Genomic DNA, 22,050 nt, shown 5'->3' on the forward strand with positions numbered 1-22,050 from the left:
CGGGCCGGCGGTGGCGGTGGCGGCAGCGGGCGGCGGGGGTGCCGAGGCCGGCTCAAGGTCTCAGGGGATCAGGACATCAGAGCATCAGGTCGGCGACGAGGTCGGCGAACTCCTCCGGGGCGAGGATCCGGACGCCGAGCTCCTCGGCCTTGGCGCGCTTGGACCCGGCCTTCTCGCCCGCGACCAGGAGAGTGGTGCGCCTGGAGACCGACGAGGACGCCTTGCCGCCGGCTCGCTCGATCAGTTCGTTCATCTCGTTGCGGGAGAGCACGGCCAGCGGACCGGTCATGCTGCCGGTGACCACCACGGCCTCTCCGGCGAGCGGGGCCGCAGCCTCGACGTCCGTCCCGTCCGTCCCGTCCGCCCCTTCGGTGCCTTCCGTGGCTGCCGCTGGGGTAGTCACGGGCGGGGTCGTCACGGCGATGCCGACGCCCTGGGCGGCGAGCCGGTCGAGGACGGGGGCGAGCTCGGCGAGCTCCGCGACGATCACCGCGGCCTTCTCCGCTCCGATGCCGTCCACCTCGGCCAGCGCCTGCGCGTCGGCGGCCCGGATCGCGGCCATACTGCCGAAGTGCGCGGCGATACGGCGGGACATCGCACGGCCGGTACCCCGGACGCCGAGGGCGCAGAACACCCGGTTCAGCGGTCGGCTCCGCGCCGTCTCGATGGCCGCGAGCAGGTTGTCGGCACTGGTGTCGCCCATCCGGTCGAGGGCGAGCAGCTGATCCCTGGTCAGGGTGAAGAGGTCCGCGAGGTCGGTGACCAGACCGGCCTCGACGAGCTGGACCGCACGCGTGCCGCCGAGCCCCTCGACGTCGAGCTGGTCCCGGCCGACGGCGTAGCGGACGGAGGCGACGGCCTGGCAGCCACGCCCCCTGACACACCGCCAGCGTTGCTGCGAGGTGTCGATTTCGTCGTTGCACCGGGGGCAGACCTCGGGGAAGACGATCGGCTGCTCGGCGCCGGTACGCTGCTCGACCAGCGGCGCTTCCACCCGCGGGATCACGTCACCGGCGCGGTGGACGAAGACCTGGTCACCGATCAGCAGGCCGCGGCGGGTGATGTCGGCCGGGTTGTGCAGGGTCGCGTACGTCACGGTGACCCCGTCGACCACCACCGGCTCCAGGACCGCGCGCGGGGCGATCACACCGGTGCGCCCGACGTTCCACTCCACCGCGAGCAGCCGGGTGACCTTGTGAACGGCCGGGAGCTTGTACGCGACCGCCCAGCGCGGCGCTCGCGAACCGGAGCCCGCCCGCTCCTGGTCGGCGGCGGAGTCGGCCTTGACGACGATCCCGTCGATGCCGAACGGCAGCGAAGCGCGCAGGGCGGCGATCTCCTCGATGCGTGTCCGGACCTGCGACAGCTCCTCGCAGCGGAGGGGGTGGGCCGGGGTGCTGGCCGCTGTGTTGGCGCCGAGCTGGGAGAGCCGGGCGAGCAGTTCGCTGTGGTCGAGGCGGCCCAGGTCGGCAGTGCCGTCCTCGCCGTGTTCGCTGCTTTTGCCGTGTTCGGCGTCGTGGGCTTCGGCGTGGGCGCCGTAGGCGAAGAAGGTCAGCTCGATCCGGTAGGGGCGGTCCTTGGCACGCAGCGTGCCGGCGGCGCCATTGCGCGGGTTGGCGAAGGCGGTGGCACCGTGCTCGATGCGGATCCGGTTGGCCTGCTCGAACTGCTCCTGGGTGAGCAGGACTTCACCACGCACCTCGATGTCCACCGGCTCGGTGAGGACGGCGGGCAGGCCCAGTACGGCATCGGCGGCGTGCGTGATGTCCTCGCCCGCGAGCCCGTCGCCTCGGGTGATCAGCCGGACCAGGCGGCCCTCGCGGTAGCGGGCGGCGACGGCCAGGCCGTCCAGCTTGGGCTCCACGCACCAGCCGCGCACCGGCTGCCCGAGCCGCCGCTCCAGCCCGGCGGCCCAGGCCGTCAACTCCTCGGCGGAGAAGACGTTGTCCAGGCTGAGCATCGGCACCGAGTGCGGCACGTCCCCGACCACCGCGCCTCCGGCGACCTTCCCGGTGGGCGAATCCGGCAGCGCGTCATCGGGGTGCGCGAGCTCGTACGCCTCGATCGCACGGACCAGCGCGTCGTACTCGTCATCGCCGAGCGGCGTGGTGCCGTCGGAGTAGTAGGCCGCGGCCGCCTCGACGGCGGAAGTGACGGCATCGGCGTAGGCGGCGGGAGAGACCAGAACGGCTGTTTCCTTCATACCGGTCATCATTGCGGTCGGCACTGACAACACCGCCGTTCGTCAGCAGGCCGCCTGCGTGTGGTCGGGTAGCCGGGTCACGTTGCCGTGACCCGGCTACCCGACCACACTGCGACGGCGGGAGTGCCTCACCCCTTGTCCCCGATCACCGCACGGTGTGGGACGGCCGCAGGGCCGGGTGGCCGGGGTTGCGACGGTGCCGAACACGGTGTAGGAGTCCGTCACCGTGTCAGGGTGGTGCGCCCCCGGCGAGGCAGTGCCGGTGGTGCGCCATGATGTGGGCCATGGGCTGTGGCGGTGCAGACCGATTGGACGGACCGGTCCGATGGCAGCTCGGGATCGGTGGGAGGAGTCCGCAGTGCTGCGGGTGGCGAAGGGCGCGACGGGCTTCTGGACTTCGGGCAGGAGGCCACTGCCTGAGACCGACCTGTCCGCCTTCCGCAGTGCGTGCTTCGCCGCCGCTCGGCGGGTCCACGGGCAGGTGGCGGACGAGACGGGGCCGGCGGCGGCGAGTTTCCGCAGTGTCGGGATCACCGAGGACGGCCGGGTGCGGGGTGTGCTGTGCCATGTCCGTCTGCCGTATGTCGCGTTCGTCTCCGGTTCCCTGCGGCCCGGAGAGCCACTGCCCTCATTCGGTGATCCTCCGGGCTGGGCGAACCGCTTCACGGCCGTGGGGCTACGGGTGCTCGGCACCACGGAGCTGCTGACACCCCTGGGAGAGCTTGATCTCTCGGAGCTCGCCCCGGCCGAACTGACTCAAGTCCGTTACTGGCGGCCCGAGTCGCTGGGCGAGCTGCTGTTCAACCGGTGGGACTGACCTGATCGGCCGGGAGCCCGGCGCGGCTTCCGGTGTCGCGGTCTGTGATGCTGGGGGCATGGACGAGTTGGTCAACCGAGCGGCACCTCCGGCGGAGGCACTGGTCGTTGTCGACATGCAGCAGGGATTCCTCGCTGGTCCTGAGGCGATCCCCCGGGCCGACCGGCTGGCCGAGGCGGTCGGTGGTCTGCTCGATCGGGCCCGCCGGGCCGGGGCCCTGGTGATCCATCTGCAGAATGACGGACCGCCCGGTGCGGTCGACGAGCCCGGTGCTCCCGGGTGGGGACTGCCGCTCGCCGAGCCGGCGGAGGCGGTGGTCCGGAAGACGACGGACGACGGGTTCGAGGACACCGGCCTCAGTGCGTTGCTGACGGACCTGGGTGTGCAACGGCTCGCTCTCGCGGGCCTGCTGTCCGAGATGTGTGTCAGCACCACCGCGCGCACCGCGCTGAGCCGGGGCTTCTCGGTGGTCCTGCCGCACGACGCGCACGGGACCTACGACCTCGACGACATCCCCGCAACCGTGGTGGCCCGGGTTGCCGAGCACGCCCTCGGCGACGAGGTCGAGTTGGTCGCCGCTGCGGTGCAGGTCGGCTTTGTCACACCGGCCGGGACCCGGCCCTCGTCTGGTGACGTGTGGTGAATACTGATCCGGTGACCGCTGAAAATCCGCCGCCCGGTGATGCACAGTCCATCGAACCGGCCGAGCCCGCCCTGCCCGCACGGCGGGAGACGAGTCTGGCCCGCAGGATTGCCCCCTATGCCCGGTTCGCCGTTTCGGTGGCCGCACTGACCGCCGACCTCCTGGGCGTCGGCGAACGGAAGAGGTCACGACGCAGATCGTCGGACAGCGGCGACTGAGCTTGTTGTTCTACCTTCAGTGATCATCTTCTGTCGTGTTCGGGGTTCTCGCCTGCCTGTTCGCTAGTGGTTGGTGACCAGGGCGAGTCCGACGTCGTAGTTCGGGGCTCGGCGGCGATTGGGCCGGCCGGGGGTGCCACGCTTTCTGACAAGCTGAGGCAGGACGGCCCGGGCAGGTCACGTACATGCGCCTCCCCGGGCAGCGCGGCAGCTGGCCGTCGGACAGCCGAATCGGCTACTCCCTGCGGGTGGTGAGGTACTGGGTGATCCACGCGGAGGCGGCGAGGAGAACGAGAGCGGCGGCCAGCATGCCCGTCGCCGGGGCCAGCAGGTCGGCGGAGTCGGGGGAGGTCGCCATCAGCCGGAGGAGCCGGTTGACGGGCGGCGCTCCCTGGGTGAAGAGGGCGGCCATGACCAGGGCCAGCGCCGCGACAAGGGCGTGGCCCCGGCGCCGGAAGACCAGGCGCGAGCAGGGCAGGCCGATGGCGATTCCCGTGAGGGCACAGGTGAGTTGGGCCACCGTGCCGAGCAGGAGGTCGGTCGGTCCGACCTGGTAGGAGCCCATCCAGAGCGGGAAGAACAGGCCGAAGACCAGCAGGGCCAGGCAGCTGATCAGGACCGTACCGATCGAACCGGCCAGTACCTTGGCCGACCTGCCGGTGCTGACCACCACGATCGCCCGCTGCGCCGGACTGTCGAGGCTGATCAGCGCGACGGTCAGCCAGGTCGAGGCGACGAACAGCGCGCCTGCGGAGGAGGCGTACGCCGGTGGGAGCGGGCCGTTGCCATTGACGGTCAGGACGCCCATCAGACCGGTGAACAGCAGGAGCGGCGCCAGATACCGCTGGGTGTGCAGCACGACGGCGAACGAGTAGCGGATCAGCGCGATCACCGGGCACTCCTTGCCGCTACAGCGTCCGTGGCGTCGTGGCTCCGGTCGTCACGGCTCCGGTCCTCGCGGGTCACGGCCACTACCGACCAACCCTTCTGCAGGGCGGTCAGCAGCAGCGAGTCGGCACGGTCCCGGTCGACCCGGACGACGAGGTGGGCCCCGCACGCCTCGACCGACCGCACGCCGCCGATTCCGTCCAGCCAGGCGCCGCCCGGGTGGGCGCCGTCCGGGTGGGCGCCGTCCGGGTGTACGAGGACGATCTCGGTCACCGGCCGGTGCTCGTCCTGCGCCTGCGGCGACCGGAGCACGACACCGCCGTTCCCGACGGTGTAGGCCCGAGAGGGCAGCACCCTGGTGACCGCCTCCCGGTGGTCGGTGAAGACCACCGAGCCGCCGCTGCGGGCCACTTCGGACATGATCTCGGCGAGGATGCCGTGCGCCGAGGCGCCCAGTCCCGACCACGGTTCGTCGAGCACCAGCAACTCCGGCTCCACCAGGAGGGCTTGGGCCAGGGCGACCTTCTGGGCGTTGCCCTTGGACAGGGTGTGCAGCCGGGCCTCCTTTCCGCCGACCAGCGAGAGCCGGTCCAGCAGGTGGTGTGCCCTGGTCTCGGCCGCCCTCGTCGTGAGGCCCCGGATGCGGCCCATGTGCGTCAGGTAGGCCGCGGCGGACATCCGCCCGTTGGGGACGAACCGGTCGGGGACGTAGCCGATCAGCCGAGGTCGCCCGGAGACCACTCCGCTCGTGGGCCTGGAGACTCCGACCAGTATCCGCAGCAGCGTCGACTTGCCCGACCCGTTGCCGCCGGCGAACGTCGTGATCTCTCCACCGGGGATCTCCGCATGGACGTCCCGGACGATCCACTCCCCCCGGCCGTAGCGCTTGCTCACCGCTTCGAGCCGCAGCACGCCAACTCCCCACCCTGTCAAGTCGACTGACGGTGCACCGCTTCCGTCGTACGCGCCGTGCGCGGACCCCCGGAGGCCCGGCAGACCGACCGGCGGACCGACCGGCAAGCCACAGCCGCCGGTGCTCACCAGAAGTGGCACATCGGCGTCCACAGTACGCCGGGCAGGGCTGGGAGTCGCAGACGGCTCAACCCGGCAGAGCCTCAGCTCACCGCCCGGTTACCTCCGGTACGGGCACCCCGTCGGCCCCGAGAACACGGGCCCGCCGGCCGCCCTGCACCCCGCTGTGACCGCCACCACCGCTCCATCCCCGTGAGGCCGACCACATCCTCCGCACACCGCAACCCCACACCCAGCCTCCCCCGACAGCCCGGCCACCCGAAACCCCGCCCCGGATGACCGCCGTCACACCGGCCGGGGCCGCTCGCTCTCCGCAACCACTGGTGAATCCTGCGGCCGGTCCGGGCTGATCGCAGCGGCCCGGAACGGCCCTCCCCCTCGCCCCGCGGGTCGGGGAACCCGGGCGGGTGACGCGTTGTCAGTGCGGCGTGCTGGGATATGGCCAGGTGAACCGAACGGGGAGAGACACCATGGACTATCAGCGTGCGCATGCCCGCAAGGAGGCCGCCAAGCGGCTGAGGGACGTGCTGTGGGTCCTCCTGCCGGGCCTCGGCTCCCGTCGGGTCGGCGAGCTGCGGGCCGCGCTCGGCGACGAGTGGCCCGAGCTGCCGCCCGCCCTGTTGCAGGGGCCCGGTCCGGTGGATCCGCCGACCGATCCTGCCGCCGCCGCCCGCGCCGTGCGGGAATCGCTGGCCGGGCCGCGCCGGGGCGGGCTCGCCGCGCTGGTGGCCGAGGCGCGCACGGCCGGTGCGCTCGACGCCGCACTGGCGCTTGAACTGGTCGAGCGGGCCCGCCCCGCACGGCTGCTCCCCGGCCTGGTCGAGGGCGCGGACGACCCGGCGGGCCTGGTCGCCGCCCGGCTCGGCGACCTGCTGCGCCGGCGCCTGGGCGGCGTCCCCGAGCGCTGGCTGGCCGTCCAGGCCGCGCTGCCCTCGCACCGCGGCACCGTGCCCGAGCTGCTCGCCGAGGCCGAACTCACCGACCCTGGCTTCACCGGCCCCGAGCTCACCGCCGGGTCCGAGCCGCCAGCAGCAGGGCCGACAGCCGTACAGTCGTCGGCCGCACGGCCGACGAGCGGCGAGCCCGCGCCGCCGCCCCGCTCGGCCGACCGCGCGCTCGCCTTCCTGCTCGGCCACGCCGATCCGGCCGACCTCGCCACCGTCCTGCCGAGGCTCTCCGACCGCACCGTCACCGGGATCCTGGCCGGTGGCGCCCTCCCCTTCCCCGGCCTGTGCGCGGCCGTCGCCGCTCACGGCGACACCCGGACCCGTTCGGCGCTCGCCCGGCATCCCCGGGCCGACGCGCGGCTGCTCAAGCAGCTGGTCACCGCCGACGACCCGACGGTGAACGTCCTCGTCTACCGGCATCCCCGCGCCACCCCGTCGCTGCGCCGCACCATAGCCGGCGGTACGCCGCACACCCCCGGCCGCACCGAGCCCGTGCCGGTGGACGCAGCCGCCCTGCTCGCCGCCGGTGACCTCCCGCAGACGGCACTGCCACCGCTGATCTGCAGCGGAGACCCCGAGCTCACCGCGCTCGGCCTGTCGGCGGGCCTGCGCAAGGCCGCCGACCAGTACGCGCTGCTCCAGGTGTGGGAGCGCCGGGGCCCCGCGGCCGTCCGGGCCATGCTCGACGACCCGGCGATACGCCGGACGGTCCACTCGCAGATCGCCGAGCAGGTCGCCGCCGCGCTCGACGACCCCGACGGCCTGCGGCGGCTGCGAGCCCAGGGCGAGCCTTACCACGATCCGGCCGAGCTCGTGCGCAGGCTGCAGAAGCACCGGGGCACGGACACCCTCCGCAGTCTCCTCTCCGAGCCCTATGTGCAGGACTTCCGCGCCATCGTGGCCGGGCACCTGGCGTCGCCGTACATGCCCACCGCCGTCGAGGTGCTGATCCGCCATGAGGACGCGACCGACGAGGACCGGCGGCTGTTCCGCACCACCCTGCTGAACGACTGCTGGCGGGTGGGCGATCGGATCGTGGGCAACCCCACGCCACCGGGCGAGCGGCTCGCCGCCGAGGAGTTGGACGGCCTGTCCGAGTACTGGGCCCTGGAGTGCGTCCGCAACGGCCTGCTCGACCCGGCCCGCCTGGTGGACACCGCTCGTCCGGCAGCCAGGGCAGCGGCCTGCCTGCGGCGGCTCGCGGCCGAGGACGGGCTTCCGGGGCCGGTCGCCGAGCGGGTCTCCCGCCTGGCCGCCGAGCACCTGGGCCGTCCGGCCTCCTGGGTCGCGTTGTTGGAAGGGCTCACCGACTTCCCCGGCACCTTCGCCGAACTGCTGGCGCACGCCGGTGCGGCCGAGCCGTCCGGCCGTCCGCTGACGGCGGTCCCGGCCTGGGCGAGGGAGGAGGCGGAGCACATCCCGCCCACCGCGCCCAGCGGTTGGCACGAGCGCGCCGCGCTCGCCGCCGTCGACCTCCTGATCACGCTCGGCCGACCGAGCGAGCCGGCGACCGGGCCCGGCCGGCCCCCGGTACCGGAGGACGAAGGCGTCCTCGGCTTCCTGGCGCGTACCGATCCCGGCGACCGCCCCGGCCGGCTGCCCGGCTGGCTGGCCAAGGCCTGGCCGCAGGCCGTCGACCAGGAGGAGCCGAAGCCCACGGTCGCCTGCGCCGACGCGGAGTACCTCTTCGGGCACACGGACGGGGACGACGTCCTCGCCGCGATCGCCGCCCGGCTGCTCTCGCCCCCCGTCCACGCCTGGCAGGAGCGGGCGTTCGTCCCGGCGGCGCAGCGTGCGCTGGCCCGGCTGCTGGAGAAGGAGCTCGGCACCGATCCGCAGTCCTGGCTCAGGCTGCTGACGGTGGCCCAGACCAAGGCCGAGACCACCAGACTCGGTTGGCCCGAGCTGCTCGAGGAGTCCCGCACTGCGGAGATCGCCGCGCCGCAGGTGCTGACCCCGCCGCTGCCCGAGTCCCGGGCCGACCAGCTGCGCCGTCTGCGGAGCTGGGACTGGCCGGCCGGTGAGGCCCTGCTGCACGCGAGTGTCACCGCCCTGGAGGCGGTGATGCCGGGGCTTCCGCCGCACACCCCCCGGCTGCTCGCCCTCTACGTCAACGTGCACGACCGGTACCCGGCCCCTGTGCTGGAGTACCTGGCGGCGCACGGCGACGCGGCGACCGTCCGCGAGCTGGCCGAGCTGCGGTACCCCGGTCTGCCCGCCGCCCAGGTGCAGCAGCTGCTGGAGCGGGCTGACCCGGAGGTGAATCTGGCGCTCCTGCGCCACCACGGCGACCGCAAGGTGCAGTACCGGGCCGCGGTGCATCCGGTCGGCGGGCTCGCCGACCTGGTCGGCCCGGTGGACGACTACCGGATGATCAGCGGGCTGCGGTCGCCGGACCCTGCGATGGTCGAGGCGGTGTTCGCCCGCGCCGGCAGCTTCCTCACCCTTCCCGAGCAGTTCCTCGGCGCCTTCCAGCTGCTGTGCTGCGGCGGATCCGACCGGCTCGCGGCGCTGCTCGACACCGGTCTGGTGGGGCCCGCCGTGACCAAGGCCTGCCGGAAGGCGCTGGCCGCCGCCGATCCGGTCCAGGTCCTGCGGGCCCGTACCGAGCGGGAGTTCACCGCGGAGAAGCTCGCGGCCAAGCTGCACGGGCTGCGGCGGTGGGACCACTCCCTGGTCAACCGGTACCTCACCCAGCCCTACCAGGTCGACTGGGCCCTGTTGGAGGCCGAGCACGCCCGCGAGCCGTTCGAGGTCTGGTCCAGCCTGATCAACCATCCGGACACCCCGGAGGAGGTCGCCCTCCGGCACCACGACGTCCTCGCCGACACCGGCCGCATCCTCCCGCAGGACACCCCGGCGCTCTTCGCCGCCCGCATGCGGAACGGCCTGGCCCGGTGCAGCGACGGCGACCTCGCCGTCCTGCTCGACGAGGCCCTCGGCCGCGGCCTGCTGACCGGGCACCAGCTGATACACGACGCCGTGCCCGCCGCCCGGGTGCTGCGCTACCTCTCCGGTGCGCTGGAGCGTTCGGACGCGCCCGGCGAGCAGATCCAGCAGGCCGCCGGTACCCTGCTCGACCTGGTCCGGGCGGTCGAGGACCCGGCGGCCTGGCAGCGGATCTACGGCGGCCTGACCGGCCGCCACGCAGGCTGGGTGGACCGCATCACCGTGGCGGAACTGATCCGCTGGGGGGCCGACGGGCAGATGTGAGCGCGGTGCGGCGGTGCGGCGCCGGGGCACGGCGGGGCTTTGACGACTAGGGTCGAACTGTCCTACGGATCAACCCTGTTGGACGGGCAGGGCGACGGGTGGATCACCGAGGAGGAGCTCCCGTGCGGGCCCGCCCCGACAAACGCTCGGCGCCCCCGCGACCCGGTGCGGTACCGGGTCGCGGGGGCTGGGCTTCCTGCTCGGATCAGTGAACGCTGCTGGAGGAGGTGGTGGCGGGGGCACAGGTCTTCGGCGCGGTGTCGTGATGTCCGGCGAGCCAGAAACCGGCGAGAAGGCCCGCCACGGCGAGGACCTTGTGGCGGTTCTGCTTCCACCACGACGGCGACCCGGCCGCCATGAAACGCAACTGGGTGTAATCCGGATGCTCCCTGGGCGGGGCGTCCTTGAAAAGTCCCATCTCTGGTGAACCTCCTTTCTCAATGGGAGGGTTCATGACCATACGCCCCGCTGCCGATTGATCGCAGAGATTAAATCCGCTCCGGCGCCCGAAGCGTCGGGCCGGGTCAGCGCCGCCGTCCGAGGAGAGCGGCGATGCCGTCGAGCGTGCACTGGAGGCCGAACTCGAACAGCTCGTCGAGGTCGAAGTCGTAGCCGGCCGCGCTGAGCCGCTCGAGGGTCGGCAGGCTGCCGGTGGTCAGGATCGCGTCGAGTGCGGGCTCCTGACTGTCCAGCCACTCCTCGCTGTCGAGGCCGGTGAGCGCCTCCGCCTCGGTCTCCAGCTCGGCGTTGATCGCGGTGCCCCGGATGTGGTTGAAGAGGGTGAGGTGCGCGGTGAAGGCCGTCGACAGGTCGAGACCGCAGCCGGCCAGGCAGGCAAGCACCCACTCGCTGTAGGGCAGCGCGCTGGCGATCGGCTGAGGCCGGGTCACCGACAGGGCGGGTGCCAGCCACGGGTGGCGGCGGAACATCGCCCACAGCTGCCGGGCGGCGAGTTCGAGCCGCTCCCGCCAGTCCTCCGGCGGGTCGGCGGGGAGCGGCCACTCGGAGAAGGCCGCGTCCATCATCTGCAGCAGCAGGTCGTCCTTGTCGGACACGTGCCGGTACAGCGACATGGTCGCGACCCCCAGTTCGGCGGCCACCCGGCGCATCGAGACTGCGGCGAGTCCCTCCTCGTCGGCGACCGCGATGGCCGCGACGACGATCCGCTCGGACGCAAGTGCCTGCTCCGGAGCGCCTTTTCGCCGGCCGCGCGCCGCCGCAGGCCGTGCGCCGGTCCCACCGGCGGCCGGCCCCGCTGCGGCTGCCGCGTCGTCCTGCACCGCCCGGCCCCCGGCGTCCACCACGGTGCCGATCCCCGGCACTGCGCGGACCAGGCCGGCGTGCCGGAGTTCGGTGAGCACCCGGGTGGCGGTCGCCATCGCGACACCCCACCGCCGGGTGATCTCGCGGGTGGAGGGCACCCGGTCGCCCGGTGCCAGCTCGCCCGTCTCGATGCGCTGTCGCAGTTCCGCGACGATCTGGCTGTAGCGCGGTACGTCCTGCCGGTCCACGATTTCCCTCCGCACTAGTGCACCGATGAGTGCACCACCTGGGCTCCAACACCGGGGCAAAACCCCGGACAGCTGCTCGAACATCCTCACAGCACTAGTGCACTACTCGGCCAACTTCCCCAATAAACAAGGGATTCACGGCTTGCACTGCACTATGCGTACGCCATACATTCAGCACTATGCAGAACACCGAGATACTCGTCTCCGGCGGCGGCATCGCCGGGCCCGCGCTGGCGTACTGGCTACGCAGGGCAGGCTTCACCGTGACCGTCGTCGAGCGCGCACCGGCCCCCAGGCCGGGTGGCCAGACCGTGGACCTGCGCGGTGCGGGCCGTACCGTGATCTCCCGGATGGGCCTGATGGAGCAGGCGCGGGCCCTGAGTCTCGACCAGCGCGGCCTCGCCCTGGTCGACGCCTCCGGCCGGATCACCGCACGGATGCCGGCCGACAGCTTCGGCGGCGAGGGAATCGTCTCCGAGATCGAGATCCTCCGGGGCGACCTGGGCGACCTGCTGTACGAGGCGACCCGAGAGGATGTGGAGTACCTGTTCGACGACACCATCACCGGGCTCGACCAGGACGAGAACGGAGTCACCGTCACCTTCGAACGGGCCGCCCCGCGCCGGTTCGGGCTGGTCGTCGGCGCCGACGGGCTGCACTCCACGGTGCGGGCACTGGCCTTCGGCCCGGAGTCGGACCACGTCCGCCCGCTGGACGTCTACACCGCCTGGTACACCGCCACCGAGACGATGGACCTCGACGGCTGGTACCTGATGCACAACGCACCCGGCGGGCTCGTCGCCTCCGCCCGGCCCGGCCGCCTCCCCGGCGAGATCAAGGCCGGACTCAGTTTCCGGTCCGCGCCGATCGACTACGACCGCCGCGACACCGCAGCCCAGCGGGAGCTGCTGGCCCGGCGCTTCGCCCGGGTCGGATGGGAGGTGCCGAGACTGCTGCGGGCGATGCACACCGCGTCCGACTTCCACTTCGAGTCCATGGGCCAGGTGCACCTCGACCACTGGTCGCGCGGCCGCGCGGTGCTGCTCGGCGACGCCGGCTACTGCGCCACGCCGCTCACCGGCCTGGGCACCAGCCTGGCCCTGGTCGGCGCCTACGTGCTGGCCGGCGAACTGGCCGCCGCCGAGGGCGAGCACCGCGTCGCCTTCCGCAACTACGACCGGGTCATGCGCCCCTACGTCGACCAGGCCCAGCAGCTGCCGCCCGGCGGCTCCTCGGGGTACGCACCGTTCAGCGCGCTCGGCATCCGCCTGCGGGCCGCCTCGATGCGCTCGATGACCCGATGGCCGATGCGGAACCTGATGGCCGCGCAGTTCGCCAAGGCCGGCGACATCGCCCTGCCCGACTACGGTCGGCTGGCCGTACGGTAGTTCCCGGCCCCGATCACCGCAGTGCCGATCACCGCAGCGCCACTCACCGCAGCGCCACTCACCGCAGTGCCGATCATCGCTGATGATGGACCCCGGATCGGACTCGAACCGGGTGCGTGGACGCGATGAACGGGCTGGACATGGAAGCACTGAACGAGGAGCCCGCGGTGCGGGAGCGGCCGACGGCGGTCGTCGTCCGGCCGCGCGGGCTGGTGGATCTGCGCGCGCAGGGCGGCGCCCCGGTGACGCTGTCCTACCCGGCGGGATCGGTGGTGGTGGTCTCCGGCCTGCCGGGGAGCGGCAAGAGCACCCTGCTGCGGCGCTGGTCCCGGACCGCGCCGGTGGTCGACCCGCGTGCCGCGCACCTCGCCTGGCAGGCGGTCATGCCCGACTGGCTGCCCTACGCCGTCTACCGTCCCGGGGCTCGGCTCGACCACTTCGTGCGGATGACGGCCCGGGCCAGGGCCGGGGATCCGCTGCTGGTCCACGACTGCGGGAGCCGTGCGTGGATGCGCCGCTGGCTGTCCCTGGCCGTCGGGAGCCGGGGGCGCGAGCTGCACCTCGTCCTCCTGGACGTGGGCGCCGCCGAGGCCCTGGCCGGACAGCAGGCGCGGGGCCGCCGGGCATCCGGCCGGGTCTTCGCCCGGCACCGGCGGGGACTGGACCTGCTGTTGCGGAGGCTCGCCCGGGACGCGGCGCGCACGGTACCGGAGGCGGCCTCCGTGGTGCTGCTCGACCGGGTGTCACGCGAGCGCATGACGACGGTGCAGTTCGACGGGGCAGCGACGGGCTGACGGTCCGACGGCGAGTAGCGCCGGTCCGACGGCGGAGCGGGCAGCTCCGACACAGGTCCGACGCACCGGAGGACCCCGCCCCCGGTCCTCAGGGACGGGAACGCGAACGGGCCGACAGAAGGCGGCCGCAGGTGGGACGGCCGTCAGCCCTCGCCGCCGCAATCGGGTGCGGAGCCGCCGCGCAGGGGGATGTTCACGCCCACGACCGCGTAGCCGTACCTCTGGAAGGCCGAGCGGACGGGCCGCACGGCGGGCCGGGTTCCCGACGCCCTCGACCGTGCTGCGGGGACGACGGGCAACGGGAGGAGGCGGCGGGATGATGGCGTCATGCAGATCCGTATCGAAGCGTTCGACCTGCCGGGACGTACCTGTGGGACGGGGCCCGGCTTTCCCGGCGCGGAGAACATCCACGTCGCGGTCCAGCGCCGGGAGAAACCGGGCGAGCTCCTCGATCCGCAGCCCGGTGACGCCGCGTCGGCGTCCTGGACCATCGACTGCACCGCGACGCCCTCCCCGACCGGGGTGGACCTCGGAGGGCCCTACGTTCAGGGCCGGCCGGGCGGGCGGTTCGTCTACCTGTCCTGGGGCAGTGTCGACGGGCAGGGGGCCTTCACCATGTTCCGCCGGGCGAAGCTGATGCTCGACGACGTCGACCCGGCCGTCGTCGAGGCCGCCGTACGGTCGGGGCGGCTCGTGGCCCGGCTGCCGCTGACCGATGCCAAGGGCCGCCCGCTCTGCGCCCGGGTCCGGCCGCCGCTGGTCACCTGGTCCGCCGCACCCTGACCTCACCCGACCGGACCAACCCGGCCCGGCCCGGGGCTCAGGGACGCGTTCCGCCGTACTCGACGAGCAGATGGCGGGGGCCGCGCAGGATCGGGCTGCGCCGGTACGGGGGCGGGTCCTCGACCACGCGCGGGGCGTCGAGGCGGCGGACGAGCTCGGTCAGTGCGATCTGCGCCTCGACCCGGGCGAGCGGTGCGCCGAAGCAGCTGTGGACGCCGCTGCCGAAGCCGAAGTGCTGGTTGTCCTGGCGGGTCGGGTCGAAGCGGTCGGGGTCGTGGAACCGCTGCGGGTCGCGGTTGCCGGAGGCGAGCACCAGGATGAGCGGCGAGCCCTTGGGGACGGTGACGCCGGCGACCTCCACGTCGGTCAGCGGGCTGCGCTGCGGCAGCAGTTGGACGGGGGGTTCGTAGCGCAGCAGCTCCTCCACCGCCCGGGGCATCAGTGCGGGTTCGCGGCGCAGCAGGTCCAGTGCCTCGGGGTGGCGCAGCAGGGTGAGCATGCCGTTGGTGATCAGGTTGACGGTCGTCTCGTGTCCGGCGATGAGCAGCAGGACCGAGGTGGTCATCAGTTCCTCCCGGGTGAAACCGCCCTCGGGGCCCGGGTCGTTGACGAACGCGGTGAGCAGGTCGTCGGACTGGCGGCCCCGCCGGTGGTCGGCGAGGTCGCCCAGGTACTCGCCCATCGCGCTGCGGGCGTCCAGACCGGCGCGGCGGCGTTCCGTCGGGTCGGTGCCGGGGGTGGGGTCGAAGCTGTCGATGATCGTCTGCGACCAGGCGTGGAACCGCGGCTCGTCCTCGCGCGGCACACCCAGTACCCGGCAGATCACGGTGACCGGGAGCGGGTAGGCGAAGTCGTCGACGAGGTCGATTCGGTCCCGGTCCCGGAACGAATCGATCAACTGCTCGGCGACCTTGGCGATTTCGCCGGTCAGGGCGTCGACCCGGCCGGGGGTGTGGGGCGGGCCGAAGGGTCGCATGGCGATCCTGCGAAGCCGGTCGTGCTCGGGGTCGTCGAGACCGATGAAGGAGACCGGCATGCCCTCCCGTCCGAGCGCGAACTCGTCCGGGTTGGTGCGGTTGCGCTGGTCCGAACTGATCCTCGGGTCGTGGAGCAGCTCGGCGATCTCGTGGTAGGTGCCCACCAGATAGGTGCCGTCCTCCTGGCGGGCCACCCCGTGCTCCCGGAGTTCGGCGTAGAGCGGGTAGGGGTCGGCGCGGTTAGCGTGGTCGGTGATCCGGCGGTACAGCGTGTCGGCGGCCATGCGCGGGGGCTCCCGGTCGGTTGGCGTTGGCGTTGGCGTGGCGGGTGGACGCTGGCGTGGTCGGTCGGCGGCCGGTGGTTCAGCCGGACCAGCGCATCAGGGTCAGGCGCCGGTCCGGCTGGTGGCCGGTGAGCGCGACGGTCGGGCCGTGCGAGAGCAGCTTCGGATCGGGCACGTCGGAGGGGACGGGGGTACTCGACGCGGGCTGGTCGACGGCGGCCGGTTCGGGCGGGAACGGCGCGGCGGTCTCGATCAGCCGCTGGTAGTGCTCCAGCCACTTGGCCCGGTTCACGCTGACGGCGGCGGTGATCCGGCCCCGGTAGCCGTAGACGGCGACGAGTCGGCGCTCCTCCAGTGAGCCCTGCGCGATGACCACCTGGTCGGAGAAGGTGGGCACGCCGACGGACTTGATGTTGAGGCCGAACTGGCTGGACCAGAAGGCGGGCACGGCCAGGTGCGGGCGGCGGAGCGGTCCCGGGTTGACCATGTTGTGGGCCGCCACCTCGGCCTGCTCGACCGCGTTGCCCCAGTGTTCGAGGGAGAGCATCTGGTACTCGAAGAGGGGGTGCGGGAAGCGGGCGACGTCACCGGCGACGAAGACGTCGTCGGTGACGATTCCGTACATGTCGAAGGCGCGGCAGCCCGCGTCGCAGGCCAGGCCGCGCGGGCCGGCGGCGAGTCCCGACGCGGCCAGCCACTCGGTGTTGCGCATCGCGCCCAGGGCGACCACGGCGACGTCCGCCTCGATCCGGCTGCCGTCGGAGAGTTCGGCGCCGGTGAGCCGGCCGTTGCGGCCGTTCAGCGCGGTGACGGTCACCCCGCACCGCAGGTCGACGCCGTGGGCGAGCTGGAGTCGGGCGGCGAGGGCGCCGAGCGCACCGCCGAGGGCACCGACCAGCGGTGCGGGGCCGCGCTCGGCGACGGTCACCTCCAGGCCGCGCTCCCGGCAGGCGGAGGCGATCTCGGAGCCGGTGAACCCGGCGCCGATCACCAGGACGCGGCGCGGCCCGGCGTCGAACCGCTCGGCCAGGCGGGCGGCGTCGTCGCTCGTCCGCAGGGTGAACACGCCGTCCAGGGCGCCCTCTCCGGGGTTCGGCCAGGGGCGGGCCCGGGTGCCGGTGGCGATCAACAGCCGGTCGTAGGGCAGTTGTTCGCCGTCGGCGAGCACGAGGTGCTTGCCGATCGGGTCGACCCCGGTAGCGCGGATGCCGAGCTTCCACTGCGCGCCCACCTCACGGCGCCGGGGCAGTCCGGTGTCCTCGGCGCGTACCCGACCGAGCAGCACCTGCTTGGACAACGGCGGCCGGTCGTAAGGGAGTTGGCTCTCCTCGCCGACCATCGTCAGCGAACCGGTGAAGCCCTCGTCGCGTAGTTTCTCGGCGGCGCGCAGTCCCGCCAGCGACGCGCCGACGACGACGATCCGGCCGTTCTTGAGGTCAGCGGACACCGGGGCCCGCCTCCTCCTCGACCAGAATGGCCTGCACCGGGCAGGCCGCCGCGGCCCGCCGGACCCGCTCGCTCTGGTCCTCCGGGGCCAGCGGGGTGTACCTCAGGGCCTCCTCGCCATGCATCTCGAACACCTGGGGGGCGAGGAACGCGCACTGCGCATAGCCCTGACAGCGGTTGAGGTCGACGACGATCTTCATCCCGGGTCACTCCTCCCAGCGCGGGCAACCCCACGTCTGGGTCCGTCCTACTACCCCCCGGGGCGCGGCGCGGCCGGTACTGCTCCGCCGGAGGGGTCACACAGGGTCGCCGGGGACCGAGACGGGGCCGGGGCGGGCGCGCGGGTTGCCGGACGGTGGGGGTGCCCCGATGCTGGAGCCGCGGGCGGTGCGACCGCAGCGGACGAGGTGCGCGCCCGCTCCGTCACCGGTACGTCCGTGGCCTCCCTGATCGACACCATTCCCCTCGGGCGGATGGCCACCACCACCGGTGTCGCGGACGTGGCCGAGTTCCTGGCCGGGGAGCGGTCCTCGTTCATCACCGACGAGGAGGTCCTGGCGAACGGCGGCTCCGGTAACCGAACGGCCCCGCGCTGCTCCCTCTCCATCCCGCCCCACCAGCAGAGGAGTTGGTGATGAACGCTGCCACCATGCGGGCCGTCCAGGTCGTCCGGGCCGGCGCGCCCTTCGCGGTCACCCAGCTCCCGGTTCCCGAGCCGGGGCCGGGAGCGGTCCGGATCAAGGTGCACGCCTGCGGCGTCTGCGGCGGGGAGAACCTCGCCCGGCTGGGCCTGCTCGGCGTCCAGCTGCCCCGGGTGCCCGGGCACGAGATCGCCGGCACCGTCGACGCCGCCGGGCCCGGCGTCACCGTCTGGAAACCCGGCGACCGGGTCGGCGTCGGCTGGCACGGCGGCAGCTGCTTCGTCTGCGACAGCTGCCGGACGGGCGACTTCGTCAACTGCGCCGATCGCAGGATCGTGGGTCTGCACTACGACGGCGGCTACGCCGAGTACGTCGTCGCGCCGCAGGACGCCCTCGCCCGGATCCCGGCCGCGCTCTCCTTCGAGGAGGCCGGTCCGCTGATGTGTGCCGGCATCACGACGTTCAACGCCCTGCGGAACTGCGGGGCCCGTCCCGGTGACACCGTCGCCGTCCAGGGCGTCGGCGGTCTCGGGCACCTGGCCGTGCAGTTCGCGGACCGGATGGGCTTTCGCACCGTCGCCGTCAACCGGGGCCGGGACAAGGAGGCGATCGCCCGCCAACTCGGTGCCGACGAGTACATCGACAGCACCGAGGACAAGAGCCCCGGCGAGGTCCTCGGCCGGCTCGGCGGTGCGGCGGCGGTCATCTCCACGGTCGGCTCCAGCCCCGCACAGGCCGACATCGTCCAGGGCCTCTCCCCCAACGGACGCCTGGTCGTCATCGCCACCGACCACGAGCCGATCCCGCTCGGGCCCGAACTGCTCGTCTTCGGCCGCCGCGTGGTGGCCGGCTGGTACAGCGGCCACGCCAAGGACAGCGAGGAGGCCATGGCCTTCGCCGCACTCAAGGGAGTCCGCCCGATGGTGGAGACCCGCCCCCTTGAGGACGCCGAGGCGGCCTTCCAGAACCTGGGCGCGGCGCGGTTCCGGACCGTCCTGACCCTGTAGCCGGCCCGCACCGGCACCGGCACGCTCAGTACGACAACCGTCGTGCGTCCGTCCGGGCGAACGCAGGCCGGTCCCGCCTGCCGGGCTTCCGTGCTGCCCACGAGGGGTTTCCCTGTCGTCCGTCGCGAGAGGAAACGGGAAACCCATGGACCGGGTCCCGGGGCGGCGACGAGGCTGCTGGCAGCGGACGGTCCGGTCGGATCGTCACGGAGCGAAGCACAGGAGGAAGACATGGCTGTGGGACGGAAGTTCGCGGTGGCACTGGCCGCCGCCGCCCTCACCGCAGGGCTCGGGGTCGCCACGGCGCCCGGCGCCACCGCTGCCGCCCCGGCCGCTGCCGGAGTGCGGACCACCGCCGACTGCAGCGTGCACAGCGACGGCAAGCTGTGGTGCGGCAACAAGGCGGGGGCGAAGGCCTACGCCGACCGCTCGTACAGCTCCGCGGTGCGCGGAAGCCTGCGCACCACCTACAGCTGGTTCGCCTGCTGGGGCCACGGGGACGCGCACCCGGGCGGGAACGACATCTGGTACTGGACCCAGACGGACGACGGCCCCTGGGGGAACGTCCCTGCCGTGGACGTCTCCACCTCCGTGGACCCGGCTCCCGGCCTGCGCCAGTGTTGATCCCCTCCTGCTAGCAGAGCAGGGGGCTGGGCTCCCGCAGGGCGGGCCAGGGTCCCTCGATAGGCTGAACCTGATGAACGATCAGCTGTTCGGGGAACTACTTGCCGTCGCCGCATCCGTGCTCCCGGGGGAGGACATGGACGGCGCGACGCTCGCCCGCGGGGGCTCCCACGAGGTCGTCCTGCTGCCGGGGAGGGCAGCGGTCAGGGTGGCCAGGAGCCCGACAGCCGCCGCCGCGCTGCCCCGCCGCACCGAACTGCTGCGCCGACTGGCCGGACTGGGGTTGCCGTTCACGGTCCCGGTCCCGCTCTCGGACGTGACGGAGGTGGCGGGCCGGACGGCGGTCGCGCTGTCGTGCGCCGCCTGGCTGGAGCGGACGGCGGGGTGGGAGCCCCCGGCTGCGTAGTCGGGCAGCGCTGTGTGCACCGGCCCGCCGCTCGGCTCCCGCACCCTGGACGCCCTCGGCCGCGCCACCGGCTCCAGCCGCCGTACGCTCAGCCGCCTGTTCGTCCGGGACACCGGGCTCACCTTCGACCAGTGGCGGACCAGGCTGCGGCTGTGCACGGCGCTCCCCCTGCTCGCCTCGGGGCAGCCGCTGGCGCGGGCCGCCCGTGCCGTCGGCTACGCCACCCCGGTGCCCTGCTCACCGCGTTCCGCCGCACCGTCGGGACCACCCCGCACCGCTACCTGAAGCAGCTCGACGCCTCCTGAGCGCGCGAACGACCGTGCCGCCGTAGGCCGATCGGCGTGCACAAGGTATAAAATCGCCCAAACCGGCGTGCTGAGCCCGGCGTTCCGGACCGTGGCAGCCGAGGGTGCGGCTCATGGTCACACACACGCTCACCACACCCCGGACACCCGCCTCCCTCGCGCCGCCCGCCCGCAGAGCCCCGTGGAAGTCCCCGGAGGGACAGCCCGGGTACGCCCGTCCGGTGCTGCTGGGGATCGCGGGCGTCGCCGCCGTCCTGTTCACCTGGCGGATCAACCACAGCCAGTACCACGGCTTCTACGCCGACGCCGTGCGCAGCATGAGCCAGAGCTGGAAGGCGTTCTTCTTCGGCTCGTTCGACCCGGCGAACACCATCACCCTCGACAAGCTGCCCGGCTTCCTGTGGCCGCAGGCGCTGGCGGTGCGGGTGTTCGGCTTCCATCCCTGGGTACTGACGCTGCCCCAGGCGGTCGAGGGGGTGCTGACGGTCCTGGTGCTGTACCGGGCGGTCCGCCGCTGGGCCGGGGCCGACGCGGCTCTGCTCGCGGCCGCCGCGTTCACCCTCACGCCGGTCACCGCCGGGCTGTTCCGCACCTCGGTCGAGGACCCCGCCTTCACGCTGCTGCTCGTGCTGGCGGCGGACGCGGCGCAGCGGGCCGCGCTCTCGGCCCGGCCGCGTTCGCTGCTGCTGGCCGGGGTGTGGGTCGGACTGGCGTTCCAGGCCAAGATGCTGGAGGCGTGGACGGTGCTGCCCGCGCTGGCCGGCGTGTACCTGCTCGCGGCGCCGGTCTCGATGTGGCGGCGGCTGGGGCACCTCGTGCTGGCCGGGCTGGTCGCCCTGGCGGTCTCGGTCTCGTGGATGGCGGTCGTCACCGCCTTCCCGGCCCAGGAGCGCCCCTATGTGGACGGCAGTACCGACAACTCGGCGATCAGCATGGTGGTCGGGTACAACTTCCTGAACCGCTTCTCCTCCGTGGGGCTGAACGCGGCGGACACCGGGAGCGTCCAGGCGGTGCGCGGCGGGGCGAGCCCGAGCGGGACGGCCGGCAGCGCGGCGAAGGCCCCGGCTTCCGGCCGACCGGCGGGCACGGCTCCCCCGGCAGCTCCCGCAGGTCCCACGACGGCACCCGGGGGCTCGTCCGGCACCGAGCCCACCGCGTCCACCGAGCCCACCGCGTCGCCCGCCCCCGGTACGGCTTCGGCGGCCGGAACGGGCGGCGGCGCGCGCGACGGCGGGTGGACCAAGATGTTCGGCCGCCGGTTCGCGCCGCAGACCGGCTGGTTGTACCCGTGGGCCGCGCTCGCGCTGGTCTGCGGATTGGTCTGGCGGCGGCGCGAACCGCGCACCGACGTCCTCCGGTCCGGCACCGTCCTGTGGGGGACCTGGCTGGCCGTCTTCTTCCTGGTCTTCAGCGCGGGCAGCGTGGGCGGCCACAGCTACTACATGGGCGTGGTCGCCGTCGCGCTGGCGGCGCTCAGCGGCGCGGGTGCCGTGCAGATGTGGCGGGAGTTCCGCTCCGACGGCGGCCGGGCGTGGGCGCTGCCGGCGGCGATCACCGGCACGGTGCTCTGGAGCGTCTTCCTGGTCACCCGGTTCCCCGACTTCCTGCCGTGGCTGGCGACGACGGTGCTCGCCCTGGGCGGCCTGGCACTTGGCCTGCTCGGGGCGGCCCGGCTCGGTGAGGTGGGCCGGGCCGGGCCCGGTGGCCGGTCGGCCGGCCGCCGGGCGGTCCTGGCCGGCGGTCTGACGGCGGCCGTCGCGGCGGCGCTGGTCGCGCCGGGCGCCTGGGCCTCCTCGGTGCTGACCGCGAAGTACGGCGGTTCGAGCATGGGCACCGTCGGCCCTTCGGGCTCCGGTTCCACCGTCTCCCAGCACCCGCAGCGCAGGGTCGACAGCAGCATGTCCGCCAACTCCTCCGGCCGGC

Annotated in this window: 21 protein-coding genes; 13 read left to right on the plus strand and 8 right to left on the minus strand. The window is 73.2% G+C overall.

Annotation, left to right across the window (positions count from 1 at the left end):
• Positions 1 to 76 precede the first annotated feature (76 nt).
• Positions 77 to 2,203 (minus strand): NAD-dependent DNA ligase LigA, encoded by a 2,127-nt coding sequence (gene ligA, locus UK12_RS21355; RefSeq protein ID WP_197085055.1) that lies wholly within the window; start codon positions 2,201 to 2,203, stop codon positions 77 to 79.
• Positions 2,204 to 2,561: 358 nt separating this feature from the next.
• Between ligA and UK12_RS21360 the strand changes: the two genes are divergently transcribed.
• The 3 genes from UK12_RS21360 to UK12_RS39870 are packed head-to-tail and all read left to right on the plus strand — an operon-like array spanning position 2,562 to position 3,881.
• Complete coding sequence (locus tag UK12_RS21360) at positions 2,562 to 3,020, plus strand: hypothetical protein (protein WP_052682045.1); 459 nt, start codon at positions 2,562 to 2,564, stop codon at positions 3,018 to 3,020.
• Positions 3,021 to 3,078: 58 nt separating this feature from the next.
• Positions 3,079 to 3,663: an isochorismatase family protein gene (locus UK12_RS21365; RefSeq protein ID WP_045304676.1), complete on the plus strand. Its 585-nt coding sequence runs from the start codon at positions 3,079 to 3,081 to the stop codon at positions 3,661 to 3,663.
• An 11-nt stretch (positions 3,664 to 3,674) separates the two neighbouring features.
• Complete coding sequence (locus UK12_RS39870) at positions 3,675 to 3,881, plus strand: hypothetical protein (protein ID WP_156178849.1); 207 nt, start codon at positions 3,675 to 3,677, stop codon at positions 3,879 to 3,881.
• A gap of 235 nt (positions 3,882 to 4,116) precedes the next feature.
• Here the strand turns inward: UK12_RS39870 and UK12_RS21370 are convergent, their stop codons facing one another.
• The gene (locus UK12_RS21370) at positions 4,117 to 4,773 is read right to left on the minus strand and encodes a hypothetical protein (protein WP_045304677.1); all 657 of its coding nucleotides are present in this window, start codon (positions 4,771 to 4,773) and stop codon (positions 4,117 to 4,119) included.
• Positions 4,770 to 5,681, minus strand: a complete 912-nt coding sequence (locus UK12_RS21375; protein ID WP_052682046.1) for an ATP-binding cassette domain-containing protein — start codon at positions 5,679 to 5,681, stop codon at positions 4,770 to 4,772. Before UK12_RS21375 ends, UK12_RS21370 begins: the two co-directional genes overlap by 4 nt.
• Positions 5,682 to 6,271: 590 nt before the next feature.
• On the opposite strand from UK12_RS21375, the gene UK12_RS21380 reads away from it, so the two are divergent.
• Complete coding sequence (locus UK12_RS21380) at positions 6,272 to 9,961, plus strand: hypothetical protein (RefSeq protein ID WP_045304678.1); 3,690 nt, start codon at positions 6,272 to 6,274, stop codon at positions 9,959 to 9,961.
• Positions 9,962 to 10,166: 205 nt separating this feature from the next.
• On the opposite strand, the gene UK12_RS36790 is transcribed toward UK12_RS21380, so the two are convergent.
• Positions 10,167 to 10,379 (minus strand): hypothetical protein, encoded by a 213-nt coding sequence (locus tag UK12_RS36790; protein ID WP_052682047.1) that lies wholly within the window; start codon positions 10,377 to 10,379, stop codon positions 10,167 to 10,169.
• Between the two features lie 106 nt (positions 10,380 to 10,485).
• Positions 10,486 to 11,472, minus strand: a complete 987-nt coding sequence (locus UK12_RS21390; RefSeq protein WP_045304680.1) for a TetR/AcrR family transcriptional regulator C-terminal domain-containing protein — start codon at positions 11,470 to 11,472, stop codon at positions 10,486 to 10,488.
• Between the two features lie 179 nt (positions 11,473 to 11,651).
• On the opposite strand from UK12_RS21390, the gene UK12_RS21395 reads away from it, so the two are divergent.
• The 3 genes from UK12_RS21395 (at position 11,652) to UK12_RS21405 (ending at position 14,437) form a co-directional block, all read left to right on the plus strand.
• A complete protein-coding gene (locus tag UK12_RS21395) occupies positions 11,652 to 12,860 on the plus strand; it encodes an FAD-dependent monooxygenase (RefSeq protein ID WP_045304681.1) in 1,209 nt (402 codons plus the stop codon).
• 125 nt (positions 12,861 to 12,985) lie between these two features.
• Positions 12,986 to 13,654 (plus strand): AAA family ATPase, encoded by a 669-nt coding sequence (locus tag UK12_RS21400; RefSeq protein ID WP_052682048.1) that lies wholly within the window; start codon positions 12,986 to 12,988, stop codon positions 13,652 to 13,654.
• Between the two features lie 327 nt (positions 13,655 to 13,981).
• The gene (locus UK12_RS21405; RefSeq protein ID WP_045304682.1) at positions 13,982 to 14,437 is read left to right on the plus strand and encodes a DUF5990 family protein; all 456 of its coding nucleotides are present in this window, start codon (positions 13,982 to 13,984) and stop codon (positions 14,435 to 14,437) included.
• Between the two features lie 37 nt (positions 14,438 to 14,474).
• Here UK12_RS21405 and UK12_RS21410 read toward each other — a convergent pair whose 3' ends face one another.
• The 3 genes from UK12_RS21410 to UK12_RS21420 all read right to left on the minus strand — a co-directional run bounded on the left by UK12_RS21410 (position 14,475) and on the right by UK12_RS21420 (position 17,344).
• Positions 14,475 to 15,698: a cytochrome P450 gene (locus UK12_RS21410; RefSeq protein WP_045304683.1), complete on the minus strand. Its 1,224-nt coding sequence runs from the start codon at positions 15,696 to 15,698 to the stop codon at positions 14,475 to 14,477.
• A 79-nt stretch (positions 15,699 to 15,777) separates the two neighbouring features.
• Complete coding sequence (locus UK12_RS21415) at positions 15,778 to 17,145, minus strand: NAD(P)/FAD-dependent oxidoreductase (protein WP_045304684.1); 1,368 nt, start codon at positions 17,143 to 17,145, stop codon at positions 15,778 to 15,780.
• The gene (locus UK12_RS21420) at positions 17,135 to 17,344 is read right to left on the minus strand and encodes a ferredoxin (protein WP_045304685.1); all 210 of its coding nucleotides are present in this window, start codon (positions 17,342 to 17,344) and stop codon (positions 17,135 to 17,137) included. Before UK12_RS21420 ends, UK12_RS21415 begins: the two co-directional genes overlap by 11 nt.
• A 237-nt stretch (positions 17,345 to 17,581) precedes the next feature.
• Between UK12_RS21420 and UK12_RS21425 the strand changes: the two genes are divergently transcribed.
• The 6 genes from UK12_RS21425 to UK12_RS21450 form a co-directional block, all read left to right on the plus strand.
• A complete protein-coding gene (locus UK12_RS21425) occupies positions 17,582 to 17,779 on the plus strand; it encodes a hypothetical protein (protein ID WP_156178850.1) in 198 nt (65 codons plus the stop codon).
• Positions 17,779 to 18,792, plus strand: a complete 1,014-nt coding sequence (locus UK12_RS21430; RefSeq protein ID WP_045304687.1) for an alcohol dehydrogenase catalytic domain-containing protein — start codon at positions 17,779 to 17,781, stop codon at positions 18,790 to 18,792. Before UK12_RS21425 ends, UK12_RS21430 begins: the two co-directional genes overlap by 1 nt.
• A 231-nt stretch (positions 18,793 to 19,023) precedes the next feature.
• Positions 19,024 to 19,416 (plus strand): hypothetical protein, encoded by a 393-nt coding sequence (locus UK12_RS21435; protein WP_045304688.1) that lies wholly within the window; start codon positions 19,024 to 19,026, stop codon positions 19,414 to 19,416.
• Positions 19,417 to 19,489: 73 nt separating this feature from the next.
• Positions 19,490 to 19,822 (plus strand): hypothetical protein, encoded by a 333-nt coding sequence (locus UK12_RS21440; protein WP_045304689.1) that lies wholly within the window; start codon positions 19,490 to 19,492, stop codon positions 19,820 to 19,822.
• Positions 19,823 to 19,834: 12 nt separating this feature from the next.
• Entirely contained in the window at positions 19,835 to 20,107 is a 273-nt protein-coding gene (locus UK12_RS21445; RefSeq protein WP_045304690.1) for a helix-turn-helix domain-containing protein, read from the plus strand.
• Between the two features lie 133 nt (positions 20,108 to 20,240).
• Positions 20,241 to 22,050: ArnT family glycosyltransferase (locus UK12_RS21450; protein ID WP_082119817.1), on the plus strand; the 1,810-nt coding region annotated here is incomplete at its 3' end.

This window comes from Saccharothrix sp. ST-888, from assembly GCF_000955975.1.
GTDB lineage: Bacteria > Actinomycetota > Actinomycetes > Streptomycetales > Streptomycetaceae > Kitasatospora.

Excerpts from the sequence above, each read along its gene's own strand:
- UK12_RS21405 (WP_045304682.1), top strand. The coding sequence starts at position 13,982 with ATGCAGATCCGTATCGAAGCGTTCGACCTGCCGGGACGTACCTGTGGG.
- UK12_RS21400 (WP_052682048.1), top strand. The coding sequence starts at position 12,986 with ATGAACGGGCTGGACATGGAAGCACTGAACGAGGAGCCCGCGGTGCGG.
- UK12_RS21440 (WP_045304689.1), top strand. The coding sequence starts at position 19,490 with ATGAACGATCAGCTGTTCGGGGAACTACTTGCCGTCGCCGCATCCGTG.
- UK12_RS21420 (WP_045304685.1), bottom strand. The coding sequence starts at position 17,344 with ATGAAGATCGTCGTCGACCTCAACCGCTGTCAGGGCTATGCGCAGTGC.
- UK12_RS36790 (WP_052682047.1), bottom strand. The coding sequence starts at position 10,379 with ATGGGACTTTTCAAGGACGCCCCGCCCAGGGAGCATCCGGATTACACC.
- UK12_RS21380 (WP_045304678.1), top strand. The coding sequence starts at position 6,272 with ATGGACTATCAGCGTGCGCATGCCCGCAAGGAGGCCGCCAAGCGGCTG.
- UK12_RS21365 (WP_045304676.1), top strand. The coding sequence starts at position 3,079 with ATGGACGAGTTGGTCAACCGAGCGGCACCTCCGGCGGAGGCACTGGTC.
- UK12_RS21435 (WP_045304688.1), top strand. The coding sequence starts at position 19,024 with ATGGCTGTGGGACGGAAGTTCGCGGTGGCACTGGCCGCCGCCGCCCTC.
- UK12_RS21395 (WP_045304681.1), top strand. The coding sequence starts at position 11,652 with ATGCAGAACACCGAGATACTCGTCTCCGGCGGCGGCATCGCCGGGCCC.
- ligA (WP_197085055.1), bottom strand. The coding sequence starts at position 2,203 with ATGAAGGAAACAGCCGTTCTGGTCTCTCCCGCCGCCTACGCCGATGCC.
- UK12_RS21410 (WP_045304683.1), bottom strand. The coding sequence starts at position 15,698 with ATGGCCGCCGACACGCTGTACCGCCGGATCACCGACCACGCTAACCGC.
- UK12_RS21430 (WP_045304687.1), top strand. The coding sequence starts at position 17,779 with ATGAACGCTGCCACCATGCGGGCCGTCCAGGTCGTCCGGGCCGGCGCG.